Raw genomic sequence first — 19,712 nt, forward strand, 5'->3', positions numbered from 1 at the left:
ACTCTTGATACTTTCGCTTTCTGATCCGAGGATCAGCTCGCTTCCATCAAGCGCCCACACTTATCGGCTGTTAATTTTTAAAGAGCATTTCTGCGAGAAACCTGGAGTTTCTCAGCAGCGCTGCGTTTTCAGCAGCAGAGAAGCGAGATTATTAACCGTTTTTTAAAACTCGTCAACAACTTTTTTAACTACTTCGTTGCGACGACTGCGGTTTAATTTCGTGTGCACTGGAATCGATAAAACCGACTTCAACAGCACCGCTTCCCTTCTTCCCCCGCGCCGCGTTTCCGTTAGCGCGAAAGAGGCGTGATTCTATGCATCTGCCCCGGTCTCCGCAACCCCCTTTGTGAAATATTTTTGACGTGCCGTGCCGGGGCCGCTGAGCCTTCCAAGCGCTCATATATAGGCGACACGGCAGGCGCAGCCTCGGCCGCCCTTGAACAGCCCCGCCGTATCGAACGCAATCTTCCGTCGATTACCGCCCCACCATCGCCCTCACCACGCCGTCCCGCCGAATCAGCCCGTGATACAGCGCCGCGGCAAAGTGCGCGAGGAACGTCAGGAAGAACAGATACGCCAGCACCCGATGGGCGACCCTGAGCCACGCAAACGTCACCGGGTCAGCCGACACCAGCGCCGGGAGCTGTACTCCGCCACCCAACGTCACCGGATATCCGCCCGCCGACAGCATCGCCCAGCCGATCAGCGGCATCGCCACCATCAGCGCATACAGCACGAGATGCGACCCGTGCGCGGCCACCTTCTGCCACCCCGGCAAATCGTCGGGCAACGCCGGCGGCTTCGACAGAATCCGCACCACGATCCGCACACACACCAGCACCAGCACCGCCACACCCAGCGGCTTGTGAATCGCCACCAGGATCTCGTGCCGCGCGGAAACCGACGCCACCATCCCCACCCCGATGAACAGCATCGCGAGGATCATCGCGGCCATCACCCAATGCAGCACCCGCGCCGGCAAGCTAAACGTCGTCGAAGCCTTCATCATCGTCCCTCCCCACTCAATCGCGCCACGCCCGCCACGCCGGCCTCTTCACTCGTGCGACGCAGATACGAATCCGCATACGCGGCCGAGCGCGCCGCCAGCAACGGATCGCCCGACACCTGGATCCCCTGCGGCAGCACCGTCGGGTCGTAATTCACGTCGCGACAAGGGCCGCTGTCCTGCGCCTCCACGCGATCGAGCACGAGCGTGCCCGCATCGATCGTCGTGCGCTGCGCGGGCCAAATCTTCGTCGCGTCGTCCACCGGGTCGCCGGGCTCCGCCAGCGTGACCAGCAACTTCCACTTCTGCGCACCGGCCGCGATGCGCTGCGTCACGTCCTGCTGCAGCACGTTCGGATCCGCAGCCGTCGCAACGTCGCCCGCGCCGGCCGTCTGCTCCGGCACGACGCGCCACCGCACCGCCTGGCGCTTGCCGGCCGCATCGACGAAGTAGAACGCGTTCAACCCGTAATAGCTTTCGGTGACGTAACTCGCGCTCGGTTTCGCACCCTTCACCCATTGCAGGAAGGCGCCCGCCTCCGGATGCGCGCCGAAAAACGCCTTCACCTTCGCCGGGTCCGGCTTGCCCGTCTTCGGATCCGGCCGGGTCGCGAGCGTCTGCTGGTAGAACGCCTGCGGCGTCGCCACCGGAAACACCGGCATCGCGTTCATCCCGGTCCGCCATTGCTCGCCGTCCGGCGCGGTGAGCTTCAGCGCGAGGCTGCGGATCGGCACGCTGCTGTCGGGCGCATAAGGATTCCCGCCGGGCAACGCGAAGCGCCCGACCACCGGCGTGCGCACCGCCTTGAAGAACGGCGCGACCGAATACGCGCTCGCGGCGCCGTTGCCTTCGAAGTAGCCGGTCACGCACACGCCCTTCGCGTGATTGCGCCGGAAGCCGGGATGGACGCCGCTGTTGGCCTGCAGTGCGTTGACGAGCCGGTGCGGGGTCAGGCGCGCCGGCGCGAGCCACCCGCCGGCATAGCCGAATGCCGCGGCCACGCCGGCCACCGCGCCGCCGATCACGGCCCAGCGCCACCAGCCGCGCCCGGGCTCACGCTGCGGCGAAGAAGAGGAAGATTGCTTCATGAATGCTCCCGATCGTCAGATCATTGTCGAACGCGCATAGGACGCCGCCCGCGCCGCTTTATTCCACGAAAAGTTTTTTCGTATGCTGGAGGGAATAATCGGTGCCGACCGGCGTCCTACGCGGCATCCACGATTCTTTCGGCAACCGGCCCGGCCATGCCCTCCACCGCCCTCGACGACGAAGCATTGCGCGAACTCATCCCCCGGCTGCGGCGCTTCGCGCTCTGGCTGGCGCGCGACGTCCACGCGGCCGACGATCTCGTCCAGTCGACGCTCGAGCGCGCGCTGTCGCGCTGGACGAGCCGTCGCGACGACGCATCGCTGCGCAGCTGGCTCTTCACGATCCTGTACCGACAGTTTCTCGACGGCAAACGCAGCGCGAAGCGCTACGCGTGGCTGCTCGGCCGCATCCGCGACGACGACGAAGCGCACTGGCCGTCCGCCGAACGCGAATTCGCCGCGCGCGCGACGCTCGAAGCATTCGGCCGGCTCCCCGACGAACAGCGCAGCCTGCTGCTGCTCGTCGCGGTCGAAGGCTTCACCTATCAGGAAGTCGCCGACCTGCTCGACGTGCCGATCGGCACCGTGATGTCGCGGCTGTCCCGCGCGCGCCAGGCGCTGCGCCAGCTCGGCGACGGCGAACTTCCCGCTCCTTCCTTGCGGCTGATGAAAAAATGAACACGCCTCCGAACGAACACGACCTTCAGGCCTATGTCGACGGCCAGCTCGACGACGATGCGCGTGCCGCGGTCGAGCGCTATCTCGCGCTGCATCCGGCGCGCGCGGAACAGGTGAAGCAATGGCAACAGGACGCGCAGCGGTTGCGGGCCGCGCTGGAGAGCGTGCGGATGCCGGCGGACAACCCCGCGCTGGATCCGGGGGCGATTCGCGGCCGGCGGGCCGAGCGCGCGCGCATGCGGTTCGCGATGGCGGCTTCGTTCATGTTCTGCGTCGGACTCGGGACGTTCGGTGGATGGCAGGCGCGCGGGTGGAACGCGCCGCCGCCCATCGCGCCGATGAGCGACGCGGTCGAGGCATACCGGATGATGGTGGTCGATCGGACGGCCAAGGTCGACTATCGGCCGAACGGTGCGGGCGATTTGCAGGGGTGGCTCACCAGGCGCGTCGGTGCGTCGGCGAAGCTGCCGGATTTGAGCTCGGCGGGGTTCACGCCGGTCGGTGGTCGGTTGTTCACGACGGACAGCGGGGCTACTGCTGCGATGGTGCTCTATGAGGACGAGGCCGGACGGACGCTGAGCTTCTATCTCCGGCCGGCGGAATCGGAACATCGGCTGCTGCCGAGCGGGCAACGCGTGGATGGCGCGCTGCTCGCGCGGTATGGGTCGGTGAATGGGCTCAACTATGCGGTAGTCGGGCCTGCGGGGAGTCTTGGCGAGAAGGCAGTCGCGCAGGCGCTCGATCAGCAGACTTGAAATGGTAGGATGCGCGCCCGGTTGGCGGTTGGTGGTGGCCGTCAGCGCCTTGTGCGGGGCGGCTCGGCGGGCTTGAACCGGCTCACGCTCACCACTCGGATGCACAGCATTTAGACTGACTTTTCCCGGCTGTTATTCACATCGAGACTGCGCCGGCGCCCTCACCTTTAGAATCACAGGGTTTCGAGTCGCCGCGGAACGAGATATCCACATCCATCATTGCGGTGATTCAGGCCGACCTCGGTTGGTTCGCTCATCTTTGATCTGCACAGCGTTTCGTGTTGCCTCGGGCGTCGATATCCACAACCGGGTCGATTGGCCGGCCGTCTTCGCCAGGTTCAACTGCGCTCACCCGTTGAATGCACAGGGTTTCGAGTGGCTCGGCGACAACGATATCCACAAGGGATTCGACTTCCGGACGTCGCCGACGATGTATCCGCTTCCCTCTTTCATCGTCGCCAAATCCTTGCCGGTCAAGGCATTCGGGCCGACAAGTCCATCAAAACCGGGATGCTCACCTGTCGGATGCACAGGATTTCGACTGGATCGATGTGCCGGTTGTCCACATGCGGCCATCGCCGCGCGACACCATCAGGACCTTGTACGTCATCGCGTTGCCTCGCGTGATTCAGTCATGCCGTTCGATGACGTATTGCGCCGGCCCGCGCCATGCAACTGAACGGTACCCGCGTCGCACGACGCCGATCTCCCGGTAATACGCGACGAGCGCCTGCGGGCTCCAGTCGCGGCCCGCGGAGAACAGCGCATCGAGATCGATGAGTGCGGCAACGAGCGCCCGGCGGGCGTCGTCGTCGGCGATCGCACGTTTCCAGCGTTCGCCTTGCCGGACGAAGCCCAATCGCACCAGCGCATCGGCCGCAGTCGCCACATCGGTCACGACAACCGCAACGTGGCCGGCAATGTCCGTCACCAGCATCTCGTCGAGAGGTGCCTTCATCGATCGCTTCGCCCCGTATTGTCTGCGGTGATCACGCTGCCTCCTTCGTGAGCCATCGAACGATCGCCGCGATGTCTTCGTTGGAGAGTTGCGCGACACGATCGACACACACGCCGTAGTCGAGATCGAACTTCACGTTGAATCGCTCGCCTCTGTCGCGGCAACACAGGACCTCGGCTTCCGGTATCGACACGCGCTGCTCGAACACGATGTCGCCCGGAAGTTGCTGCATCCGGTGTACGACGGTATCGATATCGCGTGCCTGGAGACGTGTCGATGAAGCATCGGTCATTTGCCTCGAACCCGTTCGCCGAGGCTTTGCATTCTGGATGCCCGCGATTCTACAGACACGAAGGTTCGTGGATCGCTCTAGCGCTTCACAGCGTTTCCCTTCGTTCATCCGGCCGCTGCACGCAGTGCATATCTTGAGCGAATCACAGTCGACTGACTGTGCTTATCCAAAGGTGTTAACAGGGTTCGTATATATACGTAGTGATAGTTAACAAGCGCTGTGCCACACAGTGGATAACCTCCGTAACGCACTGAATTCTCAGCGCGAAACGAAACGCATAACCCTGGGTGCGCGACGTGAACAGCGCCCGGCAGCACAGAACAACTTTTCGTCGATTCACAACCGCGCCGACATATCCTCAATCGTTCCACTGTGAATCCAGAGGCTTGCCGGAGGGTTATCCAGAGGGGAATGTGGATAACATCGCAGCACATCGACGCGTTTTGCTGTGATCCGAACACACGAAGCCGACGCTGCCGGCATCACCACGCAACATCGATCGTCAGCCCTCGTGCAGCCGTTTCAAAAAATTTTCACGAAGGGGCTTGTGCTCCCCCAAAACCCTCTCTATAATTCGCGGCTTCTTAGGCTCGTAGCTCAGTTGGTTAGAGCACCACCTTGACATGGTGGGGGTCGTTGGTTCGAATCCAATCGAGCCTACCAACGAACAAAATGAAGGGGTCCGGCAGCACAACTTGCCTACAGGCAACGCGGCTCGCCAAACATACGAACGCCACGCGGCAACTTCGCGTGGCGTTTTTCTTTTCCGGTCCGAAACAACGCGTGAAGCCCCGATGCGTTGCGTGATACACGGCCCGGCATCGCATCGTCATCGACCATCCGATCCGCCACACAACTGCCGCCACACGGCGCGTAGAATCGTGTGCGCATCGACGCGGCGGCTTCGCCCGTCGCCCGATTTCCACCGTATCAGAACAACGACGCGCGATCCGCGCAACCGAGAGCACACATCATGTCCGAGGTCACGACCGCCGAATCGTCCGCGAGCAACGACGAAATCGCCGCTTACGTCGGCACGAAAGCCGCCTGGTACCAACGAAAGTGGGCGATCGCCGAATCGCGCAAGAGCCGGCAGTCGTGGAACTGGGCCGCGTGCGTCCTGGGCCCGGTCTGGTTGGCGTATCGATGCATGTACTGGCAGGCGGCCGCCGTACTCGCCGTCACGCTCGGCATCACGATGGTCGAGTTGCTGTACTTCCCCGGATACTTCGAATCGAGCGTGCTCGACCCGGCCACGATTGCGATCGCGGTGTCGCTCGGCTGGTACGGGAACGGCCTGTACAGGACACACATCGCACGCAGGATCGAAAAACTGCGCCCGAACGCGACGTCCCGCGAATCGTTTCTCGCGCTGCTCGAGGCGCAAGGCGGCACGAACTGGCTGGCGGCGGCCGGTTTCGCCGTCGCGACGCCGCTGCTCGGCGTACTGATGTTCATGATGGGCCACGGAGGCGCGATCTACTGAGCGCGGTAGCCGGTGATCTGCGACGCAGGGCGGAAAGAGGCGGGCGGACCGCGCCGTCGACATGCATCCACATGGCACATCGCACACGGCGTATGCCCGTGCCGCCCTCAATGCAGATGCTTCAATTTGTCAGGATTACGCACGACATAGATCGCGACGATCTTTCCGTCGTCGATCTCGAGCGCAGTCGTCTGCAGCTCGCCGTCGGCTTCCAGCGTGACGAAACCCGGCAGCCCGTTGATGAACCCGGCCCGCACGAGCTTCGACGCATGCGTCGCGAACAGCTCGGCCAGGTACGCGTGCACCCGCATCACGAGTTCGAAGCCGAACACCGGCTTGCCGGCCGCGGTACGCTTGCCGCCGCCGTCCGAATGCAGGCTCACGTCCTCGGCGAGCATCGCGCCGAGCGCGCGCATGTCGCCGCTGCGTGACGCCGCGAAAAACGCTTCGGCCAGCTCGATCCCGCGCTGCTTCTCGACATGAAAACGCGGCCGCGCTTCGCGCACGTGCGTGCGGGCCCGCGCGGCGAGCTGGCGGCACGCGGCCGGGTCGCGCTGGATCGTCGCGGCGACTTCGTCGAATTCGAGGCCGAACACGTCGTGCAGCAGGAACGCCGCGCGTTCGAGCGGCGAGAGCCGTTCGAGCGCGAGCAGCAGCGGCAGCGTGACGTCGTCCTGCTGGTCTTCCTCGACGACCGGCTCGGGCAGCCACGGGCCGATATAGGTCTCGCGCTGGTGCCGCGCGGACTTCAACTGGTCGAGGCACATGCGCATCACCATGCGGCGCAGGAATGCCTCCGGCACGCGCACGTCGCTGCGGTCGACGTCCATCCAGCGGATGAACGCCTCCTGCACCATGTCCTCGGCATCCGCGACGGAACCGAGCATCCGGTACGCGACGCGGATCAGCGTGCGGCGCAGCGGATCGAAGCTCGCCGCCGCGTCGGCCCGTTCGTCGGCGCTACCGTTGGCCGGGTCGAGGTTCGGCATCAGGCCACCATCTTCGCGGCGGCGGCCTTCGCTTCGGCCGGGTCGACCCACAGCCCGAAGCCGACAGCGAGCCGGTTCCAGCCGTTGATCACGTTGATCATCACCGTGAGTTTCACCTGTTCCTCCTCGCTGAAATGGTCGTTCAGCGCCGCATAGGCCGCTTCGTGCGCGGCGTGGCCCTCCGACAGCCGCGTGAGCGCCTCGGTCCAGCCGAGCGCCGCGCGTTCGCGGTCGGTGTAGCAGGGCGCTTCGCGCCACGCGGACAGCAGGTAGATGCGCTGCTCGGTCTCGCCTTGTTCGCGCGCCTCGGCCGTGTGCATGTTAATGCAGTTCGCGCACGCGTTGACTTGCGACGCGCGGATCTTGACCAGCTCGAGCAGCGTCGGCTCGAGGCTCCCGGCGGCGGCGACCGACACGGTCATCCAGTTCTTCATCAGCGCGGGGGCGGCGGCAAACGGATTGAGTTTCGCAGTCATGGTGGCTTCTCCTTTCGTGTGGGTTCCGCTGATATGACGAGCGAGCCCCCCGCGTGTGTGACATCGATGCAAAAAAATTTTCGGAACCGTCGAAGCGGGCAGCGGCAAGCGAAGGGCGGAGCCGTCGAGCAGGGCGCCGAAGGATGCGATATCGATGTACGAATGGGGCGCATGGCGCCGTTCCTCCGACGAACGCGCGCGGCCGACCTTTCACGCACAACGTGCGGTTGTCACCGGACGTCAGCAGTGCGCCATCGCGGGCACGCGTATTGCAACATCGGCCAAACCGGGCCACACAACGGGCGTCGACGGTTCGTTACGCGTGCGACACCCCCATCGAGAATGCTTTCATTTTTCTTTCGTCTTCGTTTCATCCGAAATCCGATTCGCGACGTTCACATTTCTGGCCCATACTGTTCTGCACGGGCAGATGAAGTGAAGCCGCATCTGCGGCCCGGCGCGCGCGCCGGCTGCCCGACGACGCAGCAGCAGATCGCACGTCAGCCGCGCGCATCCCAGCGCAAGGCTTTCCCTTTTCCGGCAACGCAACGCAGCGAATCGCGACGTGAACGGTAAACCGATGAGCCTCCTTGCATCACAGCTTCAGCGCCGTTACCAGGACGTGCGGGCCCACAGCCTCGCGTTGACCGCGACGCTGTCCGCCGAAGATCAGGCCGTGCAGTCGATGCCCGATGCGAGCCCGACGAAATGGCACCTCGCGCATACGACCTGGTTCTTCGAAACCGTCGTGCTGATGCGCCGCGTGCCCGGCTACGCGCCGTTCGACGACGCATTCCAGTTCCTCTTCAATTCCTATTACGAAGCGCTCGGCCCGCGCCATCCGCGACCGCAGCGCGGGCTGCTCACGCGTCCGTCGCTCGACGAGGTGCATGCGTACCGGCAATACGTCGACGAAGCGATGCTGCGCGCGCTGGCCGAAGCCGATGCGGCGCGGCTCGATGCGATCGCGCCCGAGCTCGTGCTCGGCCTGCATCACGAACAGCAGCACCAGGAACTGATCGTCACCGACATGCTGCATGCGTTCTCGTGCAATCCGTTGCGGCCGGCATTCCGGCCGCGCACCGGCGCCGAGACCGGATGCGCGCTCGCCGCCGGCGACGCCGGCCCGCTGCGCTGGCTGCCTCAGGCGGGCGGGCTCGTCGAGATCGGCCACGAGGGCGACACGTTCTCGTTCGACAACGAACACCCGCGTCACACGGCGCTCGTGCGGCCGTACGAGATCGCGAACCGCCTCGTGACGAACGCGGAATTCGCGGCGTTCGTCGCGGACGGCGGCTATACGCGTCCCGAATTCTGGCTGTCCGACGGCTGGGCCACGGTGCAGCGGGAAGGGTGGCACGGGCCCGCGTACTGGATGCCGGACGACGACGATGCGGCCGCCACGCGCGTGCGGCGCACCTTCGGCCTGCACGGCGTCGAACCGCTCGCGCCCGACGCCCCGGTGTGCCACGTGAGCTTCTACGAGGCGGCCGCGTATGCGGAATGGGCCGGCGCGCGGCTGCCGACCGAATTCGAATGGGAAACGGCGTTCGCGGCCGACGGCATCCAGCAGATGCTCGGGCATGTATGGCAGTGGACGCGTTCGTCCTACGAGCCGTATCCGGGCTTTCGGCCGCTCGCGGGTGTGGCGGCCGAATACAACGGCAAGTTCATGGTCGGCCAGCAGGTCCTGCGCGGCAGCAGCATCGCGACGCCGCCCGGGCACGAACGGCCGACGTACCGCAATTTCTTTCCGCCGGCGGCACGCTGGCAATTCACGGGAGTGCGACTTGCGCGAGACGTCTGACCTGACGGCCACGAGCGGTGGCCTGCAACCCGCCCGCGATTCGCGGCCGAGCGCGTTCGAGCGCGACCTGATCGACGGACTGTCGCGCACGCCGCGCAGTATTTCGCCGAAATACTTCTACGATGCGGCCGGCTCCGCGCTGTTCGACCGCATCTGCGAACTGCCGGAGTACTACCCGACGCGCACCGAGCTCGGCATCCTGCGCGACCGTGCGGCCGAGATCGTGCGGCGCGTCGGCCCGCATGCGGACATCGTCGAATTCGGCGCGGGTTCGCTCGAGAAGATCCGCGTGCTGCTCGACGCGTTCGCGGGCAACTACGCGAACGCGCCGGCGCGCTACGTGCCGGTCGACATCTCCGCCGACTACCTGCACGTCGCGGCCGCGCGGCTGCGCTCGGCCTATCCGTGGCTCGACGTCGCGCCGCTCGCGGCCGACTACACGAAGGCCGAGCAACTGGCCGAGCTGACCGAAACGCCGCGGCGGCGCATCGGCTTCTTTCCCGGGTCGACGATCGGCAACTTCTCGCCGGAAGAGGCCGACACGTTCCTGCGCGACGCGGCGCGGCTGCTGCGCGGCGGCGGCCTGCTGGTCGGCGCGGATCTCGTGAAGAACGAGCGCACGCTGCATCACGCGTACAACGACGCGCAGGGCGTGACCGCGCAGTTCAACCTGAACCTGCTGGTGCGCGCGAACGCCGAACTCGGCGCGGATTTCGACGTCGATGCGTTCTCGCACTGCGCGTTCTACGACCGCGAGCGGCAGCGCATCGAGATGCATCTCGTCAGCGACGTCGCGCAGACCGTGCACGTGCGCGGCCACGCGTTCAGCTTCGAAGCCGGCGAGCGCATCCATACGGAGAACTCGCACAAGTTCACGATCGACGGCTTCCATGCGATCGCGCGCCGCGCCGGGTTCGAACCCGATACCGTGTGGACCGACGCGGACAACCTGTTCAGCGTGCACTGGCTGCGCAGCGTCGACGATATCCGCGCGTGACGCGCGCTGCCGCGAACCGCTCGCGCCGCGGGGCGAGGGCGGTTCGCTTCCCCGTGCACCGGCGTATTCGATCCGATCGCGGGTTTCGTGCCGAAAAATCCCCTTTTTACCGACCCGATGCCTCCCTGCAACGGTGTCTGGAATGCCGCCTCTCCCATGCTCCATAAGGCTTTGCGAGCACCTGTAAACGTCCGTTACCTGTCTCGCATACCCGTTTCACCTGTGTCAGCGCCCCGTGCCTAGACTCCGAACCGTAGTCACACGACGCACGACACGTGCAGGGAGTCGCGAAATGAGCAAGAAACTTATTCTCGGTGCAGTACTCGGTGTAGCGGCGCTGGCAGCCTCGGGCGTCGCATCGGCCCACGTCGACCTGTCGGTCGGCATCGGCGTGCCGGGCGTCTATGCGGCGCCGGCGCCCGTCTACGTGGCGCCGCCTCCGCCGGTGATGTACGCGCCGGTCGGCTATCGCGACGACGGTTGGCGCGGCGACGGCTGGCGTCAGCGCGAATGGCGCGAACACGAGTGGCGCCGCCATGAATGGCGCGAGCACGAGTGGCGCGAGCGCGGCGGCTGGCGTGGCGGTCGCTGGGACTAAGCGGCCCGATCGATCACCCAAGAGGAGAGTGAAAACATGATGCCCGTTCGATCCATCAGGCTGTGTGCCGCCGCCGCTGTCGTTGCGCTCGCAACGATTGGCAGCGCGCATGCGGCGGGCTGCATGAAAGGCGCGGTGGTCGGCGGTGTGGCCGGCCACTATGCGGGGCACCACGCCGTGGTCGGCGCCGTCGGCGGCTGTATCGTCGGCCATCACATGGCGAAGAAGCAGGCGCAAGAGCAGGCCGCGCAGCACAAGGCCGCCGCGCAGGGCATGCAGCCTGCGCAGTAAGCGCCTCGTCACCGGGGCGACGCCGTGGCGCCGCCCCGGTGTTTCGCTCCCGCGTTCATGCTCGCCCCGGATTGATCGGACGAATGCGTGCCGAACGCGCCGTTACGATCCTTTACAACGTTGTACTGCGCGAATTTTGCGCGTTCATAAAATGCAGTCACGCAAACGCGCTCAAGGGAGCACAAGATGAAACAGCAACGATATCTGTCCGTCCTGACGGCCGCGCTGCTCGCGCTCGGCTCGGTGTCTGCCTATGCGGCGGCCGGCGGCAATGGCGGGGGCAACGGTGGCGGTCATGGCGCAGGCGGCTCGGGCGGCAATGCAGGCGGCATGTCGGGCGGCCATATGAGCGGCCAGGCGCTGAGCAACTCGAACGGCATGCACGCGGGCGACCGCGACAAGGGCCTGTCGCGCGCGGCCGACCGCTCCGACACGATTGCCGATCGCGCCGGCGCGCAGCCGGGCCGCGGTCACTCGCACGCGCATGGCCATACCGCGCACGCGTCGACGTCCACGCATCATTCGCAGCGCAACGCATTCGGCCGCACGCTGTAAGCGCAGCAGCCCGTAAATGCACGAAAGGGCGCTTCGGCGCCCTTTTTCATGGTGAAAACGCAACGTGTCGGGCGACCAAAAACATCGTGCCGACCCGATTTGCAACCAGCCGTAACGGCGTCGCCCGCACGCGAGAATGCGGATGGCTTTCACGCGGAGGACGGAACGGGCAACGAGCGGTCCCGGCACGATCGACAAAGGCCGCGCCACGCCGATAAAAAGGGCGGCTCGTCGCCGCCCTTCGTGTCACCGCCGCGCGCCCGCCGGCACCGCCGCGGGTTCGAACAGCGCCTCCGCTTGCCTGACGCGCACGAAGCGCGCCGCGCCGTCGCCATCGGTCAGCGCACGGAAATGCGCTTCGCCGCACGCGAGCTTCGCGCGCTCGTGCTCGCTCGGGACCTGGCCGTCGGCATTCGGCGTATCGACGACGAAGTACAGCCGCTCGCCGTCGTCCTGTTCCGCGAGCACGGCCCAGTCCGGATGGTAGCTGCCGAGCGGCGTCTGCACGCGGAACCACGCCGGCAGCTTCGCGTACAGCTTCACGCCGTCGTGCGCTTCGAGCGCATCGGCGAACGCGCGCTCGGCGTCCGTCTCGCACACGACTGCTTCGTGGATCGACTTGCGCGCGTCCGGCCGCAGATTGCGCAGGTAGCCGGTCAGCGCTTCGCTCTCGAACGATTCGAGCGCATGCACGTGGCGCTCGCCGAGCTTGCGGTACGCAATGCCCGCGACGAGCGCGAGCCGCTTGCAGCGATTGATCGCGTCGGCCGCCACCGAAATGAACTGCTGCGGATTCACGCGGAAATCGTCGAGCCGGCCGCTGTCCGCCAGGATCGTCGCGAGCGAACGGCGCGTGAGCTGCGTACGGTCCTGCAACTCGGTGAGCAGGTCGGGCAGCGGCAACTCGCCTTCGTCGAGCAGTACCGTGCCGGCGCCGGCCACCTCGATCGCCTCGATGCCGGCCTTGCCGATGTCGATCTCGGCCTTGCGCCACTGCAGCCGCGCACGCGCGATGTCCGGCGCGGCGCGCAATGCGGCCGTACAGTCGCGCACCAGCTTTGCGTTGTCGAACTCGACGCGGTACACGGTGCGATGGCGGATGCGATCCCACAGCGCCCGGAAATCCTCGCCGAACACGACGGCCTTGCCCGACGCGTCGCGCCGCAACGCGATCGCGCGGCGCTCGTCGGCGTTGCGCACCGCGAAGCGGCCCGACAGCTTGCGCAGCGTCGCGACGATCGGCGCGCGCAGCCGCTCGAACGCATCCGGCAGCACGAGCGCGCTCTGGCGCAGCGCATCCTTCAGCCGGTCGAGCACCTTGCCTTGCGCGTCGACGTAGCCCTGCTCGTGCAGGTGGTTCCACAGCACGCGCGAGAGCTCGATGCCGAGCGCATGCGCGGGGCCGCCGTCTTCCTGCACCGGCAGCGCCGCGAACTGGTGCTCCTCGACGATCCCGAAACGAATGCCGGTATCGGCCTCGATTTCCTTCTGCAGGTTCTCCGCGAACGACTCGTAGCGCTCGGTCGCGATCACGGTGAGCGTGTTCACGCCTGCGTCGCGCACGCGCTCGCCGTCCTGGTCGACGGCGAGGCGCAGCCCGCGGCCGAGCGTCTGGCGACGCTCGCGCTCGGTCTGGATGTCGCGCAGCGTGCAGATCTGGAACACGTTCGGGTTGTCCCAGCCTTCCTTCAGCGCCGAGTGCGAGAAGATGAACTTCAGCGGCGTGTCGAACGACAGCAACGCTTCCTTCTCGCGCATGATGAGGCCGTACGCGCGCTCCGCGTTCTCGCGGGCCGCGGCGCTGCTCTCGCTCGTGTCGGTCCAGCCGCCCTTGCGGTCGATCGAGAAGTAGCCGTTGTGCGCACGCTCGACTTCGAGGGCCACGTCGACGCCGTCGAACAGCGCACGGTAAGCCGGCACGCGGGCCGCGCGCGCATATTCCTCTTCGAAGATCAACGCGTAGTCGCCCTTCACCGGCATCCCGTTCTCGTCGTAGCGGCGATAGCGCTCGACCGAATCGACGAAGAACAGCGACAGCACCTTCACGCCGCGCTCGGCGAGGCGCAACTCCTTGTCGAGATGCTCGCGGATCGTGCGGCGGATCATCTCGCGCTGCACGGCAAGCGTGTCGATGTCGCCGAACGCCTCGCCGAGCGACAGGAACGCCTCGCCCTCCGGATGGCGCAGCTCGACGTACTCGGCGCCCTTGGCCGCATGCACTTCGCCGATCCGCAGCCCCGCGTACAGCGCGCGCTTGGTCAGGCGCTCGAGATCGTCGCCGTCGGTGGTCGACACGATCTGGCGTTTCACGCCCGTGGCCGTCGCGACGTCGAGCTCGACGCGTGCGCTGATCGCGCCGCGCCGGTTCGACACGCCGACGAGCCGCACGTACGGCTTGTTGTGCGCATCCTCGACGATCGCCGACGCGATCTCGATCTGCTTGACGAGCTTGCGCTCGTACGCGTCGACCGCGTCGAGCCGGTACACCATGTGGTGGCGGTCGACGTGCGTGGCCGAATAGCGCAGCGTGCAGAGCGGCGCCATCGCGGCGAGCGCTTCGCGGCCGCGCCCCTCGAGGCCGCCGTCGACGCTTTGCGGCTCGTCGACGATCACGATCGGGCGCGTCGCGCGGATCAGGTCGATCGGCTTCTCGCCGCCGGTCTTCTCGCTGTCCTTGTAGAGATTGTTGATCTCTTTCTTGTTGATCGCGGCGACGGTCATCACCATGATCTGGATCGCCGCGCTCGCCGCGAAGTGGCGCACCTGGCCGAGCTTCGCGGAGTCGTACAGGAAGTAGTCGTACGGCACGCCCGCGTACAGCGCGCGGAAGTGATCCTCGGTGATCGACAGCGTCTTGTGGACGCCTTCCTTGATCGCGATCGACGGCACGACGATCACGAATTTCGTGAAGCCGTAGCGGCGGTTCAGCTCGAAGATCGTGCGCAGGTACACGTAGGTCTTGCCGGTGCCCGTCTCCATCTCGACGGTGAAGTCGCGCGAGCCGGGTTGGCCGGACGGCGGCAGCCCGCCGCGCAGCTGCACGTCGGCGAGATTGCGCGCGAGCGCGTCGTCGGTCAGCGACAGCCGGTTGCCGACGCCCTGCTCCGATACCGCGAAGCCGAGCGAGCCTTGCGCCGCGGCCGTCGTGCCGGGCGCGGCGTTCGCGAGCACGCTGAAGTCTCCGCGATACGATTCCTGCCCGCGAAACAGGTCGCAGACGGCGTCGATCGCCTCGCGCTGGTAGTCGAGATCCGCTTCGAAATGCAGCCGCATCACAGGCTCCGCACGCGCTTCACGCCGTGCTGTTCGAGCAGCGCGGCGAGATTGAGCTTCGCGACGTCGTCGACGAAGCCGCTGTCGCGGAACAGGCACGTGACGTCGTGCGACGCGCCGGTCGCATCGAGCAGATCGACGATGCCGTCGGCGAGCGGGCCGGCGTCGTCGCGCGAGATGCGCGCGTCGAAGCACGCGACGATCGCGCGGCCGATCAGGTGCACCGTCTTGCCGGCCACCGGGTGATGCTCGACCGGTGTGCACAGGTCGAGGCCGAGCTTCAGCGTCAGCTCGGCGAGCAGGTCGTCCTCGGTGCGGCCGGTCTTCACGTGTTCGACGGACGCGAACAGCGCATGGTCGAAGTCGTCGCGGCGCGGGTCCCACTCGATCACGTTGGTCGTGTCGAGCCGGTACACGCGGAAGCCGAGGTCGCCATAGCTTTCCGGATAGTCGCGCGCAACCTGCTGCGCGGCGCGGCGCAGGCGTTCCTTCGTGATTTCCGCGAGCGTCGGCGGCTTCTTCAGCTTCGCGCAGAAATCGGCGGCCGCCTGCTGCGTCTTGTCGCGGCGGTCGAGCGTCTCGGGCAGTTGCACGAGGATGTAGCGGCGCGCGCCGCCGTCGGTCGCATTCACCTGCATCACCGCGTGGCCGGTCGAGCCGGAGCCGGCGAAACAGTCGAGCACGATGTCGTCGCCGCGCGTGCACCAGCCGATCACGGCCGCCGCGAAGTCGACCGGCTTCGGCAGGTCGAACGGGATGCCGAGCGTCTTCAGCAGCGCGTCGTCGGAGCCGGCGAAGGGCAGCACCGACGGCACGTTCTCGTACATGTTCTCGTCGAGGTAGTAGATCCGTTGCGGCTGCGTGGTTTCATCCGGGCCGAATTCGATCTGGCCGCGCTCGAGCAAGGCCTGCATCGTCGCGGGCGGGTTGCGCCAGCCGCGCGCCGGCATCGCGCACGGCTTGCCGGTGACCGGGTGGATCAGCGGCGTGAAATATTCGTCCGGCGCCTTCTTCTTGTTCGGCCAGGCCATCGACACGAGACGGTACACGCGGCCTTCCGCCGACAGCCGGTCGTACATCACTTCGCCGCCGGACAGGTTGGTCTGCGCCTTCATCCACGCGCGGTACGCCTTCTGCGCATCCTTCGGGTTGCCGCTTCGGTACACCGCGTCGTGCGCGGCGTCGAGCATGCGCTGCGCGTTGCGCTTCGGGCGCTTGAGCGGCGCCCGTTCGAGCAGCGTCTCGGCGTTGCGCGCGAACAGCACCAGCGATTCGTGCTGGTACGCGACGCCGCGCGCGTCGCCCTTCGGGTTGCGCTTGTCCCACACGGCCACGCCGAGCTCGTTTTCCTCGCCGAAGATCTCGCGCAGCATCAGCACGAGCGCATGCACTTCGTGCTCGTCGATGTGCACGGCGATCAGCCCTTCGTCGGACAGCAGCGCGTGCGCGAGCTTCAGGCGCGGATACATCATGTTCAGCCAGTCGGTGTGGAACCGGCCGTTCGCCTCGGTATTGGTGGTGCGCTTCACACCGCCGTCGGTCTGGCCGGTCATCGCCAGGTAGTGGCGGATACTGTCGCTGAAGTCGTCCGGATAGACGAAATCGCTGCCGGTGTTGTACGGCGGGTCGATGTAGACGAGCTTCACCTTGCCCGCGTAGCTCTTGTGCAGCAGCTTCATCACGTCGAGGTTGTCGCCCTCGATGACGAGATGGCGCGTGTCGTCCCATGCGACGCTGTCGTCGGGGCAGGGGCGCAGCGTGCCCGTCGACGGCGTCAGCGCGGCCTGGCGCGCGCCGCGCTTGCCGTGCCAGTGGAAGCCGTAGCGCTCGTCGGCGTCGCCGACCGTGCGCTCGCCGATCAGCGCCTTCAGCACGTCGACGTCGACCGACGCGCCGTCGGGGCCTTCGGTCACGAGTTCGGGGAACAGCGCCTTCAGGCGCGCGACGTTGTCGGCGGTGAAATCCGTCGACATCGCCTGCGGGCTGGCCGCATCGAGTTTCTGCATCGTCTTTTCCATCGGAGCCCGGCCGCGCGCGCCAGGACGTCGGGCGTGCTCACGGCACCGGCGGCAATGGCCGCCCGGGCAAACCCGAAACGCTAGCGAGTCGGTCGGCGCAGGTCAAGCGCCGATGTGGGGCGGGCGTGCCCCCGTCGGCCGCGATCGCCCGCCGGACGGGCCGCAGGCGGGTTCGGGCCGATTGCCGCGCAAGCCGGCCGGCGGGCCGCGCGGCGAGCATTGGACGGTGCCGCGAAAAGGACGAAAAAAAGGGCACGGTCGGCGCAAAGCGCCGGCGTGCCCGCATGGAGAATCCCGGATGGAGGGTGCGGCGGGGCCCGACGAGCCCCGCCCGGGTAACCGCCTCAGGTCAGAAGCGCGTCCGGATGCCCGACGTCAGTTCGAGCTGGTTCTTCGCGCCGAACGTCGACGCCGCCGTGTAGCCGCCGTGCAGCTTCATGTAGTCGCCGGCCAGGTACACCTCGGTGCGCTTGCTCAGGTGGTAGAACACCGACCCGTAGATCGTCTCCTTGAAGCCGTTGGCGACGCCGTTGGTCAGGCTGAACGCGCCGAGGTTGGCATTCGGCGTGAAGCCGTCCGCGTTGTTCGCGGCGTTCTTGATGCGCATCTGCTGGTAGCCGAGCTCGTAGTCGAGCGCGCCCTTCGGCGCGATCTTCATCGACACCGTCCACGAATCGTCGTGACGCTGGCCGAGCGCGCCCTGGTCGCCGTTGTAGCGGAAATAGCCGGCATTCAGGCGCACGATGTCGAACGTGTAGTTGCCGCCGACCGAGAACGTCTGGTTCCGGAAGCCGCCGTGGTTCACGTGGTTGTAGAAACCCGACACGTTGAACGGCCCGCCGTTGTAGCCGAGCGCCGCCTGGTACGCGGAGCCGGTCGCGAACTGCGTCGAGTTGCTGAACTGATAGCCCGCGCTCGCGAAGATGCCGTTGCTGAACAGCTTCTTCCACGCGATGCCGTTGTTGTAACGCGTGCCGGTCGGGCCGGCCGCGTAGAAGATCATCTGCTTGAAGTTGTTCGAGTTGGTCCAGCCGCCTTCCTCGGTCGACAGCTTCGCGGAGCCGTACGCGTCGCCGTAGATCGCCGACGCGTCGCGTGCGATCGTGTTCTGGAAGCCGGCCGTCAGCTTGCCGAAGCGCTCGTCCTCGACGCCGACCCACGCGTCGCGGTCGAAGATCTGGCCTTCGTCTTCCATCTGGCCGTTCGCGACCACGAATTCGCTTTCGAGGCGGAAGATGATCTTCGTGCCGCCGCCGATGTCTTCGGCGCCTTTCAGGCCCCAGCGGCTGCCGCTGAACCACGGCTCGCCATCGTTGCCCATGCCGATCACGTGTTTGCCGTTCGCGTCGGCGTGGGTCCGGTAGGTCGGAAAGCTCAGGTCCATCAGGCCGTAGAGCTGCACGCTCGACTGCGCATGCGCCTGGCCGGCGCACAGGCCTGCCGCCGCGATGGAAAGGGCTAGGGTTTTTCGTTTCAAGATCGTCTCCTCCGAGCTGCCGCATTGAAATCTGGTCGTTGGCAGTACGTAATGTATGCCGACTCTTGCCGGCCACAGCGAGAGGGCCGACGCGTAGCATCGTAGAGGGTGCAATCCTTCACGACGCTTTCCCCGACGCAAGAATCCGATCGGTGAAAACACCGAACGCGCAATAATCGTGGATCGGGCAGGCGTGCGGAAGCGAGTGCGCCGGGCGCCTCGCCGGCTTCGATGACGATTCGTGATACGAATCGATGTGATGGGCCGCGCAAGCGGGCCCGTCAATCGTGCGCGCTCTTCATGCGCAGGATGTAGCCGAGCCCGCGCAGCGTGATGATCTCGGCCGTGCTGCCCGCGAGATGCTTGCGCAGCCGGTGGATGTAGATGTCGATCGCGTCGGCGCTGGGCTCGTCGTCGAGCGCGAACACGCTGTCCATCAGCCGCGACTTCGACACCGTCTTGTTCTGCTGCAGCATCAGCGTTTCGAGGATCGCGTGCTCGCGGCGCCGCAGTGCGAGCACGGCGTCGCCGCAGCGGAATTCGCGCGTACCGAACGCATAGACGAGATCGCCGCACACGAGCTGCGTCGTGCCGACGCCGGCCTGCCGGCGGATCAGCGCGCGGATGCGCGCCACCAGCTCGCGCGACTCGAACGGCTTCACGACGTAATCGTCGGCACCCGCACCGAAGCAGTCGACCTTGTCGTCGACCGAGCCGTGCGCGGTCAGCATCAGCACCGGCACGTTGTCGTTGCGGCGCCGCAGCCGCGCGAGCACTTCCTTGCCGCTGATGCCGGGCAGGCGCATGTCGAGCAACACCGCGTCGTAGCGTTCGGTCTTGAGCACCGTGTCGGCCCGTTCGCCGTCGCCGACGCAGTCGACCGCGAAATCCTCGCCGCGCAGCAGGTTCACGATCCAGTGCGCGAGCTCGGCGTTGTCTTCGACCAGCAAAAGTTTCATGACGGCGTT

The 19,712-nt window shown here is 66.3% G+C and carries 19 protein-coding genes and 1 tRNA gene; 10 read left to right on the top strand and 10 right to left on the bottom strand.

The features are described from left to right. Positions 1-475 precede the first annotated feature (475 nt). The gene (locus HWX09_RS30435; protein ID WP_027783082.1) at positions 476-1,009 is read right to left on the bottom strand and encodes a cytochrome b; all 534 of its coding nucleotides are present in this window, start codon (positions 1,007-1,009) and stop codon (positions 476-478) included. After that, entirely contained in the window at positions 1,006-2,094 is a 1,089-nt protein-coding gene (locus HWX09_RS30440; protein ID WP_027783083.1) for a catalase family peroxidase, read from the bottom strand. The genes HWX09_RS30435 and HWX09_RS30440 overlap by 4 nt, the downstream gene beginning before the upstream one ends. 156 nt (positions 2,095-2,250) lie before the next feature. Between HWX09_RS30440 and HWX09_RS30445 the strand changes: the two genes are divergently transcribed. Both HWX09_RS30445 and HWX09_RS30450 read left to right on the top strand, forming a co-directional pair. Next, positions 2,251-2,772 (top strand): sigma-70 family RNA polymerase sigma factor, encoded by a 522-nt coding sequence (locus HWX09_RS30445; protein WP_027783084.1) that lies wholly within the window; start codon positions 2,251-2,253, stop codon positions 2,770-2,772. Then, the gene (locus tag HWX09_RS30450) at positions 2,769-3,527 is read left to right on the top strand and encodes an anti-sigma factor (RefSeq protein WP_027783085.1); all 759 of its coding nucleotides are present in this window, start codon (positions 2,769-2,771) and stop codon (positions 3,525-3,527) included. Before HWX09_RS30445 ends, HWX09_RS30450 begins: the two co-directional genes overlap by 4 nt. Positions 3,528-4,155: 628 nt before the next feature. On the opposite strand, the gene HWX09_RS30455 is transcribed toward HWX09_RS30450, so the two are convergent. After that, positions 4,156-4,485, bottom strand: coding sequence for a hypothetical protein (locus HWX09_RS30455; protein WP_027783086.1), 330 nt, complete (start codon positions 4,483-4,485; stop codon positions 4,156-4,158). Between the two features lie 31 nt (positions 4,486-4,516). Further along, the gene (locus HWX09_RS30460) at positions 4,517-4,777 is read right to left on the bottom strand and encodes a hypothetical protein (RefSeq protein WP_034185384.1); all 261 of its coding nucleotides are present in this window, start codon (positions 4,775-4,777) and stop codon (positions 4,517-4,519) included. 586 nt (positions 4,778-5,363) lie between these two features. Between HWX09_RS30460 and HWX09_RS30465 the strand changes: the two genes are divergently transcribed. Together HWX09_RS30465 and HWX09_RS30470 are read left to right on the top strand one after the other, a co-directional pair. Continuing rightward, positions 5,364-5,440 (top strand) — tRNA-Val (locus HWX09_RS30465). Positions 5,441-5,750: 310 nt separating this feature from the next. After that, positions 5,751-6,263 (top strand): DUF2628 domain-containing protein, encoded by a 513-nt coding sequence (locus tag HWX09_RS30470; RefSeq protein ID WP_027783088.1) that lies wholly within the window; start codon positions 5,751-5,753, stop codon positions 6,261-6,263. Positions 6,264-6,370: 107 nt separating this feature from the next. Here HWX09_RS30470 and HWX09_RS30475 read toward each other — a convergent pair whose 3' ends face one another. Then, entirely contained in the window at positions 6,371-7,252 is an 882-nt protein-coding gene (locus tag HWX09_RS30475; protein WP_027783089.1) for a sigma-70 family RNA polymerase sigma factor, read from the bottom strand. Next, positions 7,252-7,728 (bottom strand): carboxymuconolactone decarboxylase family protein, encoded by a 477-nt coding sequence (locus HWX09_RS30480; protein WP_027783090.1) that lies wholly within the window; start codon positions 7,726-7,728, stop codon positions 7,252-7,254. Before HWX09_RS30480 ends, HWX09_RS30475 begins: the two co-directional genes overlap by 1 nt. A gap of 154 nt (positions 7,729-7,882) precedes the next feature. On the opposite strand from HWX09_RS30480, the gene HWX09_RS30485 reads away from it, so the two are divergent. The 6 genes from HWX09_RS30485 to HWX09_RS30510 all read left to right on the top strand — a co-directional run bounded on the left by HWX09_RS30485 (position 7,883) and on the right by HWX09_RS30510 (position 11,976). Further along, positions 7,883-8,167, top strand: a complete 285-nt coding sequence (locus HWX09_RS30485) for a hypothetical protein (RefSeq protein WP_155257336.1) — start codon at positions 7,883-7,885, stop codon at positions 8,165-8,167. A 141-nt stretch (positions 8,168-8,308) separates the two neighbouring features. Then, positions 8,309-9,535 carry an ergothioneine biosynthesis protein EgtB gene (gene egtB, locus HWX09_RS30490; protein ID WP_027783091.1) on the top strand — a complete coding sequence of 409 codons (1,227 nt, stop codon included), beginning with the start codon at positions 8,309-8,311 and terminating at the stop codon, positions 9,533-9,535. Next, positions 9,519-10,532, top strand: coding sequence for an L-histidine N(alpha)-methyltransferase (gene egtD / locus HWX09_RS30495; protein WP_027783092.1), 1,014 nt, complete (start codon positions 9,519-9,521; stop codon positions 10,530-10,532). The genes egtB and egtD overlap by 17 nt, the downstream gene beginning before the upstream one ends. Positions 10,533-10,824: 292 nt before the next feature. Further along, positions 10,825-11,130: a hypothetical protein gene (locus tag HWX09_RS30500; RefSeq protein ID WP_027783093.1), complete on the top strand. Its 306-nt coding sequence runs from the start codon at positions 10,825-10,827 to the stop codon at positions 11,128-11,130. A gap of 36 nt (positions 11,131-11,166) precedes the next feature. Beyond that, positions 11,167-11,421, top strand: a complete 255-nt coding sequence (locus HWX09_RS30505) for a hypothetical protein (RefSeq protein ID WP_027783094.1) — start codon at positions 11,167-11,169, stop codon at positions 11,419-11,421. Between the two features lie 186 nt (positions 11,422-11,607). Next, positions 11,608-11,976 (top strand): hypothetical protein, encoded by a 369-nt coding sequence (locus HWX09_RS30510; RefSeq protein ID WP_027783095.1) that lies wholly within the window; start codon positions 11,608-11,610, stop codon positions 11,974-11,976. Between the two features lie 246 nt (positions 11,977-12,222). Here HWX09_RS30510 and HWX09_RS30515 read toward each other — a convergent pair whose 3' ends face one another. From HWX09_RS30515 to HWX09_RS30530, 4 genes are all read right to left on the bottom strand, one after another. Further along, on the bottom strand, positions 12,223-15,249 hold the full coding sequence (locus HWX09_RS30515) for a DEAD/DEAH box helicase family protein (protein WP_027783096.1): 3,027 nt from the start codon (positions 15,247-15,249) through the stop codon (positions 12,223-12,225). Then, a complete protein-coding gene (locus tag HWX09_RS30520) occupies positions 15,249-17,267 on the bottom strand; it encodes a site-specific DNA-methyltransferase (protein ID WP_034185385.1) in 2,019 nt (672 codons plus the stop codon). Before HWX09_RS30520 ends, HWX09_RS30515 begins: the two co-directional genes overlap by 1 nt. A 349-nt stretch (positions 17,268-17,616) precedes the next feature. After that, a complete protein-coding gene (locus tag HWX09_RS30525; protein WP_027783098.1) occupies positions 17,617-18,744 on the bottom strand; it encodes a porin in 1,128 nt (375 codons plus the stop codon). A gap of 281 nt (positions 18,745-19,025) precedes the next feature. Continuing rightward, entirely contained in the window at positions 19,026-19,703 is a 678-nt protein-coding gene (locus HWX09_RS30530; RefSeq protein WP_027783099.1) for a response regulator, read from the bottom strand. Positions 19,704-19,712: the final 9 nt, after the last annotated feature.

Origin of the sequence: Burkholderia sp. BCC1208, from assembly GCF_902833095.1 — a bacterium.
Lineage (GTDB): Bacteria > Pseudomonadota > Gammaproteobacteria > Burkholderiales > Burkholderiaceae > Burkholderia.

Excerpts from the sequence above, each read along its gene's own strand:
- HWX09_RS30435 (WP_027783082.1), bottom strand. The coding sequence starts at position 1,009 with ATGATGAAGGCTTCGACGACGTTTAGCTTGCCGGCGCGGGTGCTGCAT.
- HWX09_RS30440 (WP_027783083.1), bottom strand. The coding sequence starts at position 2,094 with ATGAAGCAATCTTCCTCTTCTTCGCCGCAGCGTGAGCCCGGGCGCGGC.
- HWX09_RS30445 (WP_027783084.1), top strand. The coding sequence starts at position 2,251 with ATGCCCTCCACCGCCCTCGACGACGAAGCATTGCGCGAACTCATCCCC.
- HWX09_RS30450 (WP_027783085.1), top strand. The coding sequence starts at position 2,769 with ATGAACACGCCTCCGAACGAACACGACCTTCAGGCCTATGTCGACGGC.
- HWX09_RS30455 (WP_027783086.1), bottom strand. The coding sequence starts at position 4,485 with ATGAAGGCACCTCTCGACGAGATGCTGGTGACGGACATTGCCGGCCAC.
- HWX09_RS30460 (WP_034185384.1), bottom strand. The coding sequence starts at position 4,777 with ATGACCGATGCTTCATCGACACGTCTCCAGGCACGCGATATCGATACC.
- HWX09_RS30470 (WP_027783088.1), top strand. The coding sequence starts at position 5,751 with ATGTCCGAGGTCACGACCGCCGAATCGTCCGCGAGCAACGACGAAATC.
- HWX09_RS30475 (WP_027783089.1), bottom strand. The coding sequence starts at position 7,252 with ATGCCGAACCTCGACCCGGCCAACGGTAGCGCCGACGAACGGGCCGAC.
- HWX09_RS30480 (WP_027783090.1), bottom strand. The coding sequence starts at position 7,728 with ATGACTGCGAAACTCAATCCGTTTGCCGCCGCCCCCGCGCTGATGAAG.
- HWX09_RS30485 (WP_155257336.1), top strand. The coding sequence starts at position 7,883 with ATGTACGAATGGGGCGCATGGCGCCGTTCCTCCGACGAACGCGCGCGG.
- egtB (WP_027783091.1), top strand. The coding sequence starts at position 8,309 with ATGAGCCTCCTTGCATCACAGCTTCAGCGCCGTTACCAGGACGTGCGG.
- HWX09_RS30500 (WP_027783093.1), top strand. The coding sequence starts at position 10,825 with ATGAGCAAGAAACTTATTCTCGGTGCAGTACTCGGTGTAGCGGCGCTG.
- HWX09_RS30505 (WP_027783094.1), top strand. The coding sequence starts at position 11,167 with ATGATGCCCGTTCGATCCATCAGGCTGTGTGCCGCCGCCGCTGTCGTT.
- HWX09_RS30510 (WP_027783095.1), top strand. The coding sequence starts at position 11,608 with ATGAAACAGCAACGATATCTGTCCGTCCTGACGGCCGCGCTGCTCGCG.
- HWX09_RS30515 (WP_027783096.1), bottom strand. The coding sequence starts at position 15,249 with ATGCGGCTGCATTTCGAAGCGGATCTCGACTACCAGCGCGAGGCGATC.
- HWX09_RS30520 (WP_034185385.1), bottom strand. The coding sequence starts at position 17,267 with ATGGAAAAGACGATGCAGAAACTCGATGCGGCCAGCCCGCAGGCGATG.
- HWX09_RS30530 (WP_027783099.1), bottom strand. The coding sequence starts at position 19,703 with ATGAAACTTTTGCTGGTCGAAGACAACGCCGAGCTCGCGCACTGGATC.